Below are 14,281 nucleotides of genomic sequence, written 5' to 3'. Positions count from 1 at the left end.
CGACCCCTTACAGCTTCATCAGGCTGGCGTCGTCGACCGAGGCCGAGTGGCGGGAGCGGAACAGCGACACGATGATCGCGAGCCCGACCACGACCTCCGCCGCGGCGACGACCATCGTGAAGAACGCGATGATCTGGCCGTCGAGATTGCCGTGCATACGGGAGAAGGCGACGAACGCGAGGTTGCAGGCGTTGAGCATGAGCTCGACGCACATGAACACCACGATCGCGTTCCGCCGGATCAGGACACCCGCCGCGCCGATGGTGAACAGCAGGGCGGCGAGATAGAGGTAGTTGACCGGATTCACCGTTTGGCCTCCTGTCCGTCCCGGTCCCGGGCGTCCCGGTCGCGTCCCAGGCGCTCCTCGGAGCGCTGCTCCAGGGCCTTGAGGTCGTCGAGCGCCTCCGTCGAGACGTCCCGGATCTGACCGCGGTCGCGCAGCGTCCTGTTGACCGTGAGCTCGGACGGGGAGCCGTCCGGCAGCAGACCGGCGATGTCCACCGCGTTGTGCCTGGCGTAGACGCCGGGCGCGGGCAGCGGAGGCAGATGCTTGCCCTCGCGGACGCGCTGCTCGGAGAGTTCGCGCTGCGTCCTGGCCCGCTCGGTGCGTTCCCGGTGGGTGAGCACCATCGCGCCGACGGCCGCGGTGATCAGCAGCGCGCCGGTGATCTCGAAGGCGAAGACGTACTTGGTGAAGATGAGCGCCGCGAGGCCCTCGACGTTCCCGCCGTGCGCGGAGTTGGCGGCGCCCAGTCCGTTGAAGTTCTTCAGGGAGGCGTTGCCGATGCCGGCGATCAGCAGGATGCCGAAGCCGAGGCCGCAGGCCGCGGCGAGCCAGCGCTGTCCCTTCAGCGTCTCCTTGAGCGAGTCGGCGGCCGTGACGCCGACCAGCATGACGACGAAGAGGAACAGCATCATGATCGCGCCGGTGTAGACGACGATCTGCACGACGCCCAGGAAGTACGCGCCGTTGGCCAGGTAGAACACCGCGAGGATGATCATCGTCCCGGCCAGGCACAGGGCGCTGTGCACGGCCCGCTTCATCAGGATCGTGCAGAGCGCCCCGATCACGGCGATCGTGCCGAGGACCCAGAACTGGACGGCCTCGCCGGTGGAGGTGACGGATGCGGCGAGCGTGTTCATGCGCCGATCACCTTCTTCGATGCGGGCTCGTCCTCGCCGAAGCTGGACTCGCCCTCCTGCGGCTGGTCCTTGGAGACGGCGGCCTGCTGGACCGTGCCGGGTGCGGCCTCGGTGACCAGGCCCCGGTAGTAGTCCTGCTCGTCCATGCCGGGGTAGATCGCGTGAGGCGAGTCGACCATGCCCTCCTCCAGACCCGCGAGCAGCTGCTCCTTGGTGTAGATGAGGTTCTCGCGGCTCGAGTCGGCGAGTTCGAACTCGTTCGTCATCGTCAGCGCGCGGGTCGGACAGGCCTCGATGCACAGACCGCACAGGATGCAGCGGGCGTAGTTGATCTGGTAGACGCGGCCGTACCGCTCACCCGGGGAGTAGCGCTCCTCCTCGGTGTTGTCCGCGCCCTCCACATAGATCGCGTCCGCCGGGCAGGCCCAGGCGCACAACTCGCACCCGACGCACTTCTCGAGTCCGTCCGGATGACGGTTGAGCTGGTGCCGGCCGTGGAAGCGCGGCGCCGTGACCTTCTGCTGCTCCGGGTACTGCTCGGTCAGCCGCTTCTTGAACATGGCCTTGAAGGTCACGCCGAAGCCGGCAACCGGATTCAGGAACGTGCTCTCGGATTCCTTGCCACCGGATTCCTTGCGCTGGGATTCCTCAGACACCGTCAGCCTCCTTTCCGTCCCGAGGACCATCACTGTCATTGGGGCCGCCACTGACGATCAGCTCACGCTCGTGCCGGGGCCGCCTGCGTGGCACCGGCGGCAACTCCTGGCCGGGCAGCGGCGGTACGGGGAAGCCGCCCGCCATCGGGTCGAAGGCCGCGGGCGGCGGCGCGGCCGCTTCCTCGGCCTTCTCCTTGCGGCCGCGGAACATGTCGGCGACGAGGGAGAGCAGCAGCACCGCGATCACAGCGCCGCCTACGTACAGCACGATCTGCTGGAAGTCGTAGTTCTCGTTGCGCAGCGCGCGCACGGTCGCCACCAGCATCAGCCAGACCACGGAGACCGGGATCAGGACCTTCCAGCCGAGCTTCATCAGCTGGTCGTAGCGGACCCGGGGAAGCGTGCCGCGCAGCCAGATGAAGAAGAACAGCAGCAGCTGCACCTTGAGGACGAACCAGAGCATCGGCCACCAGCCGTGGTTCGCCCCCTCCCAGAAGGTGGAGATCGGGTACGGCGCCCGCCAGCCGCCCAGGAAGAGCGTCACGGAGACGGCGGAGACGGTGACCATGTTGACGTACTCGGCCAGCATGAACATCGCGAACTTGATGGAGCTGTACTCGGTGTTGAAGCCGCCGACCAGGTCGCCCTCGGACTCCGGCATGTCGAACGGAGCGCGGTTGGTCTCACCGACCATCGTGACGACGTAGATGATGAAGGAGACCGGCAGCAGGATGATGAACCAGCGGTCGGCCTGAGCTTCCACGATCGCCGAGGTCGACATCGACCCGGAATAGAGGAAGACGGAGGCGAACGCCGCGCCCATCGCGATCTCGTACGAGATCATCTGCGCGCAGGAGCGCAGACCGCCGAGCAGCGGGTAGGTCGAACCGGAGGACCAGCCGGCGAGCACGATGCCGTAGATGCCGACGGAGGCGACCGCGAGGATGTAGAGCATCGCGATCGGCAGGTCGGTCAGCTGCATCGTGGTGCGCTGGCCGAAGATCGAGACCTCGTTGCCGGACGGGCCGAAGGGGATCACCGCGATCGCCATGAACGCGGGGATCGCGGCCACGATCGGCGCCAGGACATAGACGACCTTGTCGGCGCGCTTGACGATGACGTCTTCCTTCAGCATCAGCTTGATGCCGTCGGCGAGCGACTGGAGCATGCCCCAGGGGCCGTGCCTGTTCGGGCCGATGCGCAGCTGCATCCAGGCGACGACCTTGCGCTCCCACACGATGGAGAAGAGCACGGTCACCATCAGGAAGGCGAAGCAGAACACGGCCTTGATGAGGACGAGCCACCAGGGGTCGCGTCCGAACATCGACAGGTCTTCCAATGCCAGGACGGTCATGCCTCCACCTCCGTCGCGCCCGTCGCCGCCGCGATACGGACCAGCTCGCCGGGGCGGGCCCCGGTGTCCGTGGTGACGCCGCCGCCGACGGAGTTCACCGGCAGCCACACCACCCGGTCGGGCATCTCGCTCACCTGGAGCGGCAGCCGCACGGAGCCGGCCGGTCCGCAGACCTCCAGCTCGTCGCCGTCCTTGACGCCGGTCTCGGCCGCCGTGGCCGCCGACAGCCTGGCGACCGCGGCGTGCCGGGTGCCGGCCAGCGCCTCGTCGCCCTGCTGGAGCAGGCCCTGGTCGAGCAGGAGCCGGTGCCCGGCGAGGACCGCCTCGCCGGAGCCCGGCCTCGGCAGCGGTTCGGCGCTCTGCGCCGGCTCGGTGGCCCGGGGGCCGTCCCAGCTGCCGAGTCGGTCCAGTTCGGTGCGGACCGACCTGAGGTCCGGCAGGCCGAAGGGCACGTCGAGCGTGTCGGCCAGCATGTGCAGCACTCGTGCGTCGGTCGGCGCGAGGGTCCGGGTCATCTGCTCGGGCTTGAGCGCCGCCTCGAACATCCGGGCCCTGCCCTCCCAGTTGAGGAAGGTGCCGGGCTTCTCCACGACGGCCGCGACGGGGAAGACGACGTCCGCCCGCTCGGTGACCTCGCTGGGGCGCAGCTCCAGCGACACGAGGAACCCGACCGCGTCGAGCGCTTCTCGCGCCCGCGCCGGGTCGGGCAGGTCCGCGACCTCGACGCCCGCGACGAGCAGCGCGCCCAGTTCGCCGGTGGCAGCGGCCTCGATGATCTGGCCGGTGTCGCGGCCGTAGCGGTGCGGGAGTTCACGTACCCGCCACACCTCCGCGGTCTCCGTACGGGCCCGCGGGTCGGTCGCCGGGCGGCCGCCCGGCAGCAGCGACGGCAGCGCGCCCGCCTCGACGGCGCCCCGCTCTCCGGCGCGGCGCGGGATCCACACCAGCTGTGCGCCGGTAGCGGCCGAGGCGCGCACGGCGGCGCTGAGACCGCCGGGCACGGCCGCGAGCCGTTCGCCGACCACGATCACCGCGCCTTCGGCGCGCAGCGCCTGTGCCGCCTTCGCACCGGCCTCGTCGAGGCCGGTGCCCGAGGTGAGGGCGTTCAGCCACTCTGTCTCGGTGCCGGGGGCCGCGGGCAGCAGCGTCCCGCCCGTCTTCTCGAGGCCGCGCGTGGCGTGCGTGGCGAGGGAGAAGACGTGCTGTCCGTGCTTGCGGTGGGCCTTGCGCAGCCGCAGGAAGACGCCGGGGGCCTCCTCCTCCGACTCGAAGCCCGCGAGAAGCACCGCCGGGGCCTTCTCCAGCGACGTGTAGGTGACTCCGGTGCCGGACAGGTCCCTGCCCTGCCCCGCGACCCGCGCCGCGAGGAAGTCGGCCTCCTCCGCGGAGTGCGCCCGCGCACGGAAGTCGATGTCGTTGGTGTCGAGGGCGACCCGGGCGAACTTGGCGTACGCGTAGGCGTCCTCGACGGTCAGCCGGCCGCCGGTGAGGACACCGGTACGGCCCTTGACGAGACCGCGGGCCGCGGCCTCCAGCGCCTCCGGCCAGCTCGCCGGCTCCAGCACACCCTGCTCGTTGCGGACGAGCGGCGTGGTGAGCCGGTCACGCTGCTGGGCGTAGCGGAAGCCGAAGCGGCCCTTGTCGCACAGCCACTCCTCGTTGACCTCCGGGTCCTCCGCGGCGAGGCGCCGCATGACCTTGCCGCGGCGGTGGTCGGTGCGGGTGGCGCAGCCGCCCGCACAGTGCTCGCACACGCTCGGCGAGGACACCAGGTCGAAGGGGCGGGAGCGGAAGCGGTACGCGGCCGAGGTCAGCGCGCCCACCGGGCAGATCTGGATGGTGTTCCCGGAGAAGTACGACTCGAACGGGTCGCCCTCACCGGTGCCGACCTGCTGGAGCGCGCCGCGCTCCAGGAGCTCGATCATCGGGTCGCCCGCCACCTGGTTGGAGAAGCGGGTGCAGCGGGCGCAGAGCACGCACCGCTCACGGTCGAGCAGCACCTGCGTGGAGAGCGGGACCGGCTTCTCGAAGGTGCGCTTCTTGCCCTCGAACCGCGATTCGGCCTGGCCGTGCGAGACGGCCTGATTCTGAAGGGGGCACTCGCCGCCCTTGTCGCAGACCGGGCAGTCCAGCGGATGGTTGATCAGCAGCAGCTCCATCACGCCCTTCTGCGCCTTCTCGGCGACGGGCGAGGTGAGCTGCGACCTGACGACCATGCCGTCCGTGCAGGTGATGGTGCAGGAGGCCATCGGCTTGCGCTGGCCCTCCACCTCGACGATGCACTGGCGGCAGGCGCCGGCCGGGTCGAGGAGCGGGTGGTCGCAGAAGCGCGGGATCTCGATGCCGAGGAGTTCGGCGGCCCGGATGACCAGCGTCCCCTTGGGGACGGAGATCTCGATGCCGTCGATGGTCAGCGTCACGAGGTCCTCGGGCGGGACCGGGGCCTCGGAGCCCCCGGAGGGGGCAGACGTCGTGACCGTCATGCGTTCACCTCCATGTGCTTGTCCGCCCAGGCCGTCGACCTGGCAGGGTCGAAGGGGCAACCGCCCTGCGTGATGTGCTGCTCGTACTCGTCGCGGAAGTACTTGAGCGAGGAGAAGATCGGCGAGGCGGCGCCGTCGCCGAGGGCGCAGAACGACTTGCCGTTGATGTTGTCGGCGATGTCGTTGAGCTTGTCGAGGTCGGACATGAGGCCCTTCCCCGCCTCGATGTCGCGGAGCAACTGGACGAGCCAGTAAGTCCCTTCGCGGCAGGGCGTGCACTTGCCGCAGGACTCGTGGGCGTAGAACTCCGTCCAGCGGGTGACGGCCCGCACCACGCAGGTCGTCTCGTCGAAGCACTGGAGCGCCTTGGTGCCGAGCATCGAACCGGCGGCGCCCACGCCCTCGTAGTCCAGTGGTACGTCGAGGTGCTCGTCGGTGAACATCGGGGTCGACGAACCGCCGGGCGTCCAGAACTTCAGCCGGTGGCCGGGCCGCATCCCGCCGCTCATGTCGAGGAGCTGGCGCAGGGTGATGCCGAGCGGCGCCTCGTACTGGCCGGGGCTCGCGACATGACCGCTGAGCGAGTACAGCGTGAAGCCCGGGGACTTCTCGCTGCCCATGGACCTGAACCAGTCCTTGCCCTTGTGGAGGATCGCGGGAACCGAAGCGATGGACTCGACGTTGTTCACCACAGTGGGGCAGGCGTACAGGCCGGCGACCGCGGGGAAGGGGGGCCGCAGCCGGGGCTGGCCGCGGCGGCCTTCCAGGGAGTCCAGCAGCGCGGTCTCCTCACCGCAGATGTAGGCGCCCGCGCCCGCGTGCACGGTGAGTTCCAGGTCGAGGCCGCTGCCGAGGATGTTCTTGCCGAGGAATCCCGCCTCGTACGCCTCGCGCACGGCCTCGTGCAGCCGCCGCAGGACGGGGACGACCTCGCCGCGCAGGTAGATGAAGGCGTGGCTGGAGCGGATCGCGTAGCAGGCGATCACGATTCCCTCGATGAGGGAGTGCGGATTGGCGAAGAGAAGGGGGATGTCCTTGCAGGTGCCGGGCTCCGACTCGTCGGCGTTGACGACGAGATAGTGCGGCTTGCCGTCGCCCTGCGGGATGAACTGCCACTTCATACCGGTGGGGAAGCCGGCGCCGCCGCGGCCGCGCAGACCGGCGTCCTTGACGTACGCGATCAGGTCGTCGGGCGACATGGCGAGCGCCTTGCGCAGTCCCTCGTAGCCGTCGTGCCTGCGGTAGGTCGCGAGCGTCCACGACTGCGGATCGTCCCAGAAGGCCGACAGGACCGGGGAGAGGAGCTTTTCAGGGCTGCTCTCTCCCCCGACCTCCGGCCGGGAGCCGCCGTCGTACTCGGTGGACAAGGTCATCACTCACCCTCCGCGACAGGTCCGGCCGGGTTGTCCGGGTCGGATGCCGAAGTCTTCTGCGGTGCGTCGTGCGAGCTGAGGTGCTCGGATCCGGCCTGCGGACGGTCCTTCGGGTACTCGCCCCGCGGGTGGACCACGCGCGCCGGAGCGGCCTCGCCCTTGGCGAGCTTGAGCCCGACGAGCGACGCGGGCCCCGCGCCGCCGCCGGCCTCGACCGCGCCGGGCCGCTGGTCGGGGAAGCCGGCCAGGATGCGGGCCGTCTCCTTGTAGGTGCACAGCGGCGCGCCACGGGTGGGGACGACCTGCTCGCCGGCGCGCAGGTCGTCGACGAGCTGCTTGGCGGACTCGGGCGTCTGGTTGTCGAAGAACTCCCAGTTGACCATCACCACGGGGGCGAAGTCGCAGGCCGCGTTGCACTCGATGTGCTCGAGGGTGATCCTGCCGTCGTCGGTCGTCTCGTTGTTGCCGACGCCGAGGTGCTCCTTCAGCTCCTCGAAGATCGCGTCGCCGCCCATCACCGCGCAGAGCGTGTTGGTGCAGACGCCGACCTGGTAGTCGCCGGACGGCTTGCGCCGGTACATCGAGTAGAAGGTGGCGACCGCGGTCACCTCGGCCGTGGTCAGGTCCAGCATCTCGGCGCAGAAGCGCATGCCGGTGCGGGAGACATGACCCTCCTCCGACTGCACCAGGTGCAGCAGCGGCAGCAGGGCGGACCGGCTGCCGGGATAGCGGGCGATGACCTCCTTCGCGTCCGCCTCGAGCCGCGCGCGCACCTCGGCCGGATAGTCCGGGGCCGGCAGCTGCGGCATGCCCAGCGATACGTCCGTCATCGGTCGACGCCTCCCATCACGGGGTCGATGGACGCGACGGCGACGATGACGTCGGCCACCTGGCCGCCCTCGCACATGGCCGCCATGGCCTGCAGGTTGGTGAACGACGGGTCGCGGAAGTGGACCCGGAAGGGGCGGGTCCCGCCGTCGGAGACGACATGGACACCGAGTTCGCCCTTCGGTGACTCGACCGCGGCGTACGCCTGCCCGGCCGGCACCCTGAACCCCTCTGTCACCAGCTTGAAGTGGTGGATCAGGGCCTCCATCGAGGTGCCCATGATCTTCTTGATGTGGTCCAGGGAGTTGCCGAGACCGTCGGGACCGAGCGCGAGCTGCGCGGGCCAGGCGATCTTCTTGTCGGCGACCATCACCGGGCCCGGTTCGAGCCGGTCCAGGCACTGCTCGACGATCCGCAGCGACTGCCGCATCTCCTCGAGGCGGATGAGGAAGCGGCCGTATGAGTCGCAGGTGTCGGCGGTCGGTACGTCGAAGTCGTACGTCTCGTAGCCGCAGTACGGGTCGGTCTTGCGCAGGTCGTGGGCGAGGCCTGTCGAGCGCAGGATCGGTCCGGTCGCGCCGAGCGCCATGCAGCCGGTCAGGTCCAGGTACCCGACGTCCTGCATACGGGCCTTGAAGATCGGGTTGCCGGTGGCGAGCTTGTCGTACTCCGGCAGGTTCTTCTTCATCGTCTTCACGAACTCGCGGAGCTGGTCGATCGCGCCGGGGGGCAGGTCCTGCGCGAGTCCGCCGGGCCGGATGTACGCATGGTTCATGCGCAGGCCGGTGATCAGCTCGTAGATGTCGAGAATGAGTTCACGATCACGGAATCCGTAGATCATGATCGTGGTGGCGCCGAGCTCCATGCCTCCGGTGGCGATGCACACCAGGTGCGAGGAGAGGCGGTTGAGCTCCATCAGCAGGACGCGGATGACGGTCGCGCGGTCGGGGATCTGGTCCTCGATGCCGAGCAGCCGCTCCACGCCGAGGCAGTACGCCGTCTCGTTGAAGAACGGCGTCAGGTAGTCCATGCGCGTCACGAAGGTGGTGCCCTGCGTCCACGTCCGGTACTCGAGGTTCTTCTCGATGCCGGTGTGGAGGTAGCCGATGCCGCAGCGGGCCTCGGTGACCGTCTCGCCGTCGATCTCGAGGATCAGGCGGAGCACTCCGTGCGTGGAGGGGTGCTGCGGGCCCATGTTGACGACGATGCGCTCGTCGTCGGCCTTGGCTGCGGACCGGACGACCTCGTCCCAGTCGCCACCGGTGACCGTGTAGACGGGGCCTTCGGTGGTTTCGCGTGCGTGTGCAGACGGTGTAGTCACGAGTACGACCTCCGCTGGTCCGGAGCCGGGATCTGGGCGCCCTTGTACTCGACGGCGATGCCGCCGAGCGGATAGTCCTTGCGCTGCGGGAAGCCCTGCCAGTCGTCCGGCATCATGATCCGGGTGAGGGCGGGGTGGCCGTCGAAGACGAGCCCGAAGAAGTCGTAGGTCTCGCGCTCGTGCCAGTCGTTGGTGGGATAGACCGACACCAGTGACGGGACGTGCGGGTCACGGTCCGGGGCGGAGACCTCGAGCCGGATCAGCCGGCCGTGGGTCAGCGAGCGCAGGTGGTAGACGGCGTGCAGCTCCCGGCCCTTGTCCTCCAGGTAGTGCACGCCGCTGACCCCGGTGCAGAGCTCGAAGCGCAGCGCCGGGTCGTCACGCAGTGTCCTCGCCACGTGCAGCAGGTGTTCGCGCGCGATGTGGAAGGTCAGTTCGCCGCGGTCGACGACGGTCTTCTCGATGGCGTTCTCGGGGACGATGCCCTGCTCCTCGAGCGCGCCCTCGAGTTCGTCGGCCACCTCGTCGAACCAGCCGCCGTAGGGGCGGGTGGCCGGCCCGGGCAGCCGTACGGAGCGGACGAGCCCTCCGTAGCCGGACGTGTCCCCTCCGTTGTTGGCGCCGAACATGCCGCGCTGGACGCGGATCTCCTCGCCGTGCTCGCCGCGCTGGCCGGGAAGGTTCTGCGCGGAGAGGTCCTTCTCGGGATTCGGCTGGTCCGTCATCGCAGCAGCCCCTTCATCTCGATCGTCGGGAGCGCCTTGAGGGCCGCCTCCTCCGCCTCGCGGGCCGCTTCCTCCGCGTTCACACCGAGCTTGGAGCTCTGGATCTTTTGGTGGAGCTTGAGGATCGCGTCCATCAGCATCTCTGGGCGCGGGGGGCAACCGGGCAGATAGATGTCAACAGGGACAATATGATCAACACCCTGCACAATCGCGTAATTGTTGAACATTCCGCCCGACGATGCGCAAACACCCATGGAGATGACCCACTTGGGGTTGGGCATCTGGTCGTAGACCTGGCGCAGGACGGGCGCCATCTTCTGGCTCACCCGGCCGGCCACGATCATCAGGTCGGCCTGGCGCGGCGATCCGCGGAAGACCTCCATGCCGAAACGCGCCAGGTCGTACCGGCCGGCTCCGGTCGTCATCATCTCGATGGCGCAGCAGGCCAGACCGAACGTGGCGGGAAAGACGGATGACTTGCGCACCCAGCCCGCGGCCTGTTCGACGGTGGTCAGCAGGAAACCGCTCGGCAGCTTCTCTTCGAGTCCCATGGTGTGCCCCTCAGCCCCTCAGTCCCATTCCAGGCCGCCGCGCCGCCATACATACGCGTAGGCGACGAAGACGGTGAGCACGAAGAGCAGCATCTCCACGAGCCCGAAGATCCCCAGGGCGTCGAAGGTGACGGCCCAGGGATAGAGGAAGACGATCTCGATGTCGAAAATGATGAAGAGCATCGCCGTCAGGTAGTACTTGATCGGAAAGCGTCCGCCTCCGGCGGGCGTAGGTGTGGGCTCGATGCCGCACTCGTACGCTTCGAGCTTTGCCCGGTTGTACCGCTTGGGGCCGATAAGCGTGGCCATGACCACGGAGAAGATCGCAAACCCTGCCCCGAGGGCGCCGAGCACAAGGATGGGCGCGTAAGCATTCACCCTCCCCGCTCCTTCCAGTCGTCCTTGACCGTTGGACCGCACCCGGGCGATCACTCGCCGCCTCGAAGGCCGTGCCGAAGATCGTGCACATGTGAGGCAGTTCACAAGCCCGGAACCCGCATCCTATGCCTGTCGGTCTGTGATCTGCGACACGGGGTCGGGCATCGAGTTTGTGATCTCCACCACCCGACGAAGGATCATGAAGCCGGATGAGCAGTGATCTTCGTACGCGAAGCTCCCGGGTGATCACCAGACGTGACATCTGGAGCCGTTACCGCTGGTCGGAGGCGGGGTGCCCTATCAAGCCGAGGCGGGTGCACGCAAATTCGAGATGGACCGCATCGGGTGATATTGGACCGCCGGGTCACTCGGCAGTGGGATCGGGCGGATCACGGTGGACGGGAGTGCCGACCCACGGCCTCCCGAGCCTGCGGACGTTGACCATTCTGTGACCTGCGCCACTCATTCAAGAGTTCAACAAAAGCGGGCTTGGCCAACGATGCGGAGGGGTGGTAAGCCCACGGCAATTCGGACCTTTTACGGAAAGCCCATGATCACAGCTGTGATCACCTCTGACCGGTTTGCCCGTTACGGCGTCAATAAGGTTCCATGCCCGGCGGATTCACAGGTTCCGGTCGTAACTGTGGCGCAACACACGTTTCTTGAAGGGAACCGTCCCGCCCTGATAGCGGTTGTACTCATGTCCCACACCGCTCACATACCCAGCCACCGGAAGCCCCGCCGCAGCGCCTCGAAAATGGCGATACGGGCCGGAGTTGCCGGTGGCTTCCTCAGCACCATCGCGGTGGCCGGTGCTGCCGGGCCGGCGAACGCCGAGCCGGTGACCGAGACCATCGAGATGCCCTTGCTCACCGCCGACTCCCTGGCTGCGGTCGCCCAGTCCGCCGAGGCCACCCAGCAGGTCGCCCTCGACCTCGAGCTCCAGGCGCAGCTGCAGGCCCAGGAAGAGGCCGCCGCCGCCAAGGCCGCGAAGGCCGCCGAGAAGGCCAAGGCCGAGGCGGACCGCGCGGCCGAGGCCAAGGAGAAGGAAGAGGCGCGCAAGCGCGCCGAGGCCGCCGCCCAGGAGCGCGCGTCCCGCACCTCCGAGCGCACCACGCTCTCGGCCTCCGCCTCCACCGGCACCGCCACGGGCAGCGCCGCCACCGTGGTCGCCTTCCTCAAGGCACAGCTCGGCGACGCGTACATCATGGGCGCCACCGGCCCCAACGCCTGGGACTGCTCCAGCCTGGTCCAGGCCGCGTACCGCACCGTCGGCATCGACCTGCCGCGTGTCTCCCAGGACCAGTCGCTGGCCGGCACGCAGGTCGGCACCTCCAACCTTCAGGTGGGCGACATCCTCTACTGGGGCGGCGCCGGTTCCGCCTACCACACGGGCGTCTACATCGGTGACGGCCAGTACCTGGACGCCGCGAACCCGAGCAAGGGCGTCGTCATCCAGGATCTGTCCGGCTACCCGGCGAGCGGCGCGGTTCGCGTGCTCTGACGTTCCCTCAGTGCCTGGAAGGGCCGTCGTTCCCCGCGGGGAGCGGCGGCCCTTCGACGTGCCGGACGGGGCCGCCGCCGGTGACGCGGCCGGCACGGCCGTCAGGCGGGCGGGGCGTCGTGCAGGATGCGCTGGAACAGCCGGTGGTCGCGCCACCGGCCGTCGATGTGCAGATAGCGCGGCGCCATGCCGATGGGTTCGAAGCCGCACCGCTCGAGCACGCGCTGCGAACGCACGTTGTCCACCAGTGTCGTCGCCTCGATCCGGTGCAGGCCGAGCTCGCCCGCCGCGATGCCGCACACCGCCTCCACGGCCGCCGTCGCCAGCCCCCTGCCCTGCCGGTCGGCCGCCGTCCAGTAGCCGAGGTAGGCGCTGCAGAAAGGGCCGAGGGTGATGCCGGAGAGCGTGATCGTCCCCACGACGCGCCCGTCACCGGCGACGAGCAGCCAGGGCGCCGTGCGGCCGGCCTCGTACTCACGGAGCCGTTCGGCGAGCCGGACGGCCTGCCCCTCGACCGTGAAGAAGCCTTCGTCGCGGCGCGGCTCCCAGGGGGCCAGGTGCTCCCGGTTGTCCACGTACGCCGCGCACAGCGCCTCCGCGTCGGCGGGCGTCGCCGTCCGCAGCACCGTGCCATCGGACAGCACCGCGGTACTCACGCCTTCGGGGCCACCTTCGACAGGCCGTTGATGATGCGGTCCATCGCGTCGCCGCCCGACGGGTCGGTCAGGTTCGCCAGCATCTTCAGGGTGAACTTCATCAGCAGCGGGTGGGTCAGACCACGCTGCGTCGCGATCTTCATGACCTTCGGGTTGCCGATCAGCTTCACGAACGCGCGGCCGAGGGTGTAGTAGCCGCCGTAGGTGTCCTTGAGGACCTTCGGGTAGCGGTGCAGCGCCAGTTCGCGCTGGGCCGGGGTCTGCCGGGCGTGTGCCTGGACGATGACATCGGCCGCGATCTGGCCGGACTCCATCGCGTAGGCGATGCCCTCGCCGTTGAACGGGTTGACCAGACCGCCCGCGTCGCCGACCAGCAGCAGGCCCTTGGTGTAGTGCGGCTGGCGGTTGAACGCCATCGGCAGGGCCGCGCCGCGGATCGGGCCCGTCATGTTCTCTTCTGTGTAGCCCCAGTCCTCCGGCATGGAGGCGCACCAGGCCTTCAGGACCTCGCGCCAGTCCAGTTCCTTGAAGGACGCCGAGGTGTTCAGTACGCCGAGGCCGACGTTGGACGTGCCGTCGCCCATGCCGAAGATCCAGCCGTAGCCGGGCAGCAGCCGGTCCTCGCCCGGACCGCGCCGGTCCCACAGCTCCAGCCACGACTCGAGGTAGTCGTCGTCGTGACGCGGTGAGGTGAAGTAGGTACGGACCGCCACGCCCATCGGGCGGTCCTCGCGGCGGTGCAGGCCCATCGCGAGCGAGATCCGGGAGGAGTTTCCGTCGGCGGCGACCACCAGCGGGGCGTGGAAGGTGACCGGGGTCTTGTCCTCGCCGAGCTTGGCGTGCACGCCGGTGATCCGGCCGGTGCGGTCGTCGATGACGGGGGCGCCGACGTTGCAGCGCTCGTACAGCCGCGCGCCCGCCTTCTGGGCCTGGCGGGCCAGCTGCTCGTCGAAGTCGTCGCGCTTGCGCACCAGCCCGTAGTCCGGGTACGAGGCGAGGTCGGGCCAGTCGAGCTGGAGACGCACACCGCCGCCGATGATCCGCAGGCCCTTGTTCCGCAGCCAGCCCGCCTCTTCGGAGATGTCGATCCCCATGGAGACGAGCTGCTTGGTGGCACGGGGGGTGAGGCCGTCGCCGCAGACCTTCTCGCGGGGGAAGGCGGTCTTCTCCAGCAGCAGCACGTCCAGCCCGGCCTTGGCCAGGTAGTACGCGGTGGTGGAGCCGGCCGGGCCCGCCCCGACGACGATCACATCGGCAGTGTGCTCGGTGAGGGCTTCGGTCACGGCGGCTTCTCCCGAGTATTCGATGG

At 69.0% G+C, this 14,281-nt stretch carries 14 protein-coding genes; 1 reads left to right on the top strand and 13 read right to left on the bottom strand.

Going from position 1 to position 14,281, the window contains the following annotated elements; genetic code table 11:
- Positions 1-7 precede the first annotated feature (7 nt).
- The 11 genes from nuoK to MDN94_RS10460 are packed head-to-tail and all read right to left on the bottom strand — an operon-like array spanning position 8 to position 10,812.
- Complete coding sequence (gene nuoK / locus MDN94_RS10510) at positions 8-307, bottom strand: NADH-quinone oxidoreductase subunit NuoK (protein ID WP_069927518.1); 300 nt, start codon at positions 305-307, stop codon at positions 8-10.
- The gene (locus MDN94_RS10505) at positions 304-1,143 is read right to left on the bottom strand and encodes an NADH-quinone oxidoreductase subunit J (protein WP_482725589.1); all 840 of its coding nucleotides are present in this window, start codon (positions 1,141-1,143) and stop codon (positions 304-306) included. Before MDN94_RS10505 ends, nuoK begins: the two co-directional genes overlap by 4 nt.
- Positions 1,140-1,838 carry an NADH-quinone oxidoreductase subunit NuoI gene (nuoI, locus tag MDN94_RS10500; RefSeq protein WP_482725588.1) on the bottom strand — a complete coding sequence of 233 codons (699 nt, stop codon included), beginning with the start codon at positions 1,836-1,838 and terminating at the stop codon, positions 1,140-1,142. Before nuoI ends, MDN94_RS10505 begins: the two co-directional genes overlap by 4 nt.
- The gene (gene nuoH, locus MDN94_RS10495; RefSeq protein ID WP_482725587.1) at positions 1,792-3,153 is read right to left on the bottom strand and encodes an NADH-quinone oxidoreductase subunit NuoH; all 1,362 of its coding nucleotides are present in this window, start codon (positions 3,151-3,153) and stop codon (positions 1,792-1,794) included. The genes nuoI and nuoH overlap by 47 nt, the downstream gene beginning before the upstream one ends.
- Positions 3,150-5,636: an NADH-quinone oxidoreductase subunit G gene (locus tag MDN94_RS10490; protein ID WP_482725586.1), complete on the bottom strand. Its 2,487-nt coding sequence runs from the start codon at positions 5,634-5,636 to the stop codon at positions 3,150-3,152. Before MDN94_RS10490 ends, nuoH begins: the two co-directional genes overlap by 4 nt.
- On the bottom strand, positions 5,633-7,009 hold the full coding sequence (gene nuoF, locus MDN94_RS10485; RefSeq protein WP_482725585.1) for an NADH-quinone oxidoreductase subunit NuoF: 1,377 nt from the start codon (positions 7,007-7,009) through the stop codon (positions 5,633-5,635). Before nuoF ends, MDN94_RS10490 begins: the two co-directional genes overlap by 4 nt.
- Entirely contained in the window at positions 7,009-7,839 is an 831-nt protein-coding gene (gene nuoE, locus MDN94_RS10480; protein ID WP_482725584.1) for an NADH-quinone oxidoreductase subunit NuoE, read from the bottom strand. Before nuoE ends, nuoF begins: the two co-directional genes overlap by 1 nt.
- Positions 7,836-9,158, bottom strand: a complete 1,323-nt coding sequence (locus tag MDN94_RS10475) for an NADH-quinone oxidoreductase subunit D (RefSeq protein ID WP_482725583.1) — start codon at positions 9,156-9,158, stop codon at positions 7,836-7,838. The genes nuoE and MDN94_RS10475 overlap by 4 nt, the downstream gene beginning before the upstream one ends.
- A complete protein-coding gene (locus MDN94_RS10470) occupies positions 9,155-9,883 on the bottom strand; it encodes an NADH-quinone oxidoreductase subunit C (RefSeq protein ID WP_441265682.1) in 729 nt (242 codons plus the stop codon). Before MDN94_RS10470 ends, MDN94_RS10475 begins: the two co-directional genes overlap by 4 nt.
- Positions 9,880-10,434, bottom strand: coding sequence for a NuoB/complex I 20 kDa subunit family protein (locus MDN94_RS10465; RefSeq protein ID WP_018528252.1), 555 nt, complete (start codon positions 10,432-10,434; stop codon positions 9,880-9,882). The genes MDN94_RS10470 and MDN94_RS10465 overlap by 4 nt, the downstream gene beginning before the upstream one ends.
- Before the next feature lie 18 nt (positions 10,435-10,452).
- A complete protein-coding gene (locus MDN94_RS10460; protein ID WP_003974383.1) occupies positions 10,453-10,812 on the bottom strand; it encodes an NADH-quinone oxidoreductase subunit A in 360 nt (119 codons plus the stop codon).
- A 700-nt stretch (positions 10,813-11,512) separates the two neighbouring features.
- Here MDN94_RS10460 and MDN94_RS10455 point away from each other — a divergent pair.
- Entirely contained in the window at positions 11,513-12,316 is an 804-nt protein-coding gene (locus tag MDN94_RS10455) for a C40 family peptidase (RefSeq protein WP_482725582.1), read from the top strand.
- Between the two features lie 101 nt (positions 12,317-12,417).
- Here MDN94_RS10455 and MDN94_RS10450 read toward each other — a convergent pair whose 3' ends face one another.
- Positions 12,418-12,972, bottom strand: a complete 555-nt coding sequence (locus tag MDN94_RS10450) for a GNAT family N-acetyltransferase (RefSeq protein ID WP_482725581.1) — start codon at positions 12,970-12,972, stop codon at positions 12,418-12,420.
- Positions 12,969-14,255 carry a geranylgeranyl reductase family protein gene (locus MDN94_RS10445; protein ID WP_482725580.1) on the bottom strand — a complete coding sequence of 429 codons (1,287 nt, stop codon included), beginning with the start codon at positions 14,253-14,255 and terminating at the stop codon, positions 12,969-12,971. The genes MDN94_RS10450 and MDN94_RS10445 overlap by 4 nt, the downstream gene beginning before the upstream one ends.
- Positions 14,256-14,281: the final 26 nt, after the last annotated feature.

Source organism: Streptomyces sp. WAC00040, from assembly GCF_056835925.1.
The sequence above is the reverse complement of the archived record's forward strand: the minus strand, read 5'-3'. Positions and strand labels throughout refer to the sequence as shown.

What these genes read in the sequence shown, in the direction of transcription:
- MDN94_RS10455 (WP_482725582.1), top strand. Translation starts at nt 11,513, where the DNA reads ATGTCCCACACCGCTCACATACCCAGCCACCGGAAGCCCCGCCGCAGC.
- nuoI (WP_482725588.1), bottom strand. Translation starts at nt 1,838, where the DNA reads ATGACAGTGATGGTCCTCGGGACGGAAAGGAGGCTGACGGTGTCTGAG.
- nuoF (WP_482725585.1), bottom strand. Translation starts at nt 7,009, where the DNA reads ATGACCTTGTCCACCGAGTACGACGGCGGCTCCCGGCCGGAGGTCGGG.
- MDN94_RS10470 (WP_441265682.1), bottom strand. Translation starts at nt 9,883, where the DNA reads ATGACGGACCAGCCGAATCCCGAGAAGGACCTCTCCGCGCAGAACCTT.
- nuoE (WP_482725584.1), bottom strand. Translation starts at nt 7,839, where the DNA reads ATGACGGACGTATCGCTGGGCATGCCGCAGCTGCCGGCCCCGGACTAT.
- MDN94_RS10465 (WP_018528252.1), bottom strand. Translation starts at nt 10,434, where the DNA reads ATGGGACTCGAAGAGAAGCTGCCGAGCGGTTTCCTGCTGACCACCGTC.
- MDN94_RS10505 (WP_482725589.1), bottom strand. Translation starts at nt 1,143, where the DNA reads ATGAACACGCTCGCCGCATCCGTCACCTCCACCGGCGAGGCCGTCCAG.
- nuoH (WP_482725587.1), bottom strand. Translation starts at nt 3,153, where the DNA reads ATGACCGTCCTGGCATTGGAAGACCTGTCGATGTTCGGACGCGACCCC.
- MDN94_RS10490 (WP_482725586.1), bottom strand. Translation starts at nt 5,636, where the DNA reads ATGACGGTCACGACGTCTGCCCCCTCCGGGGGCTCCGAGGCCCCGGTC.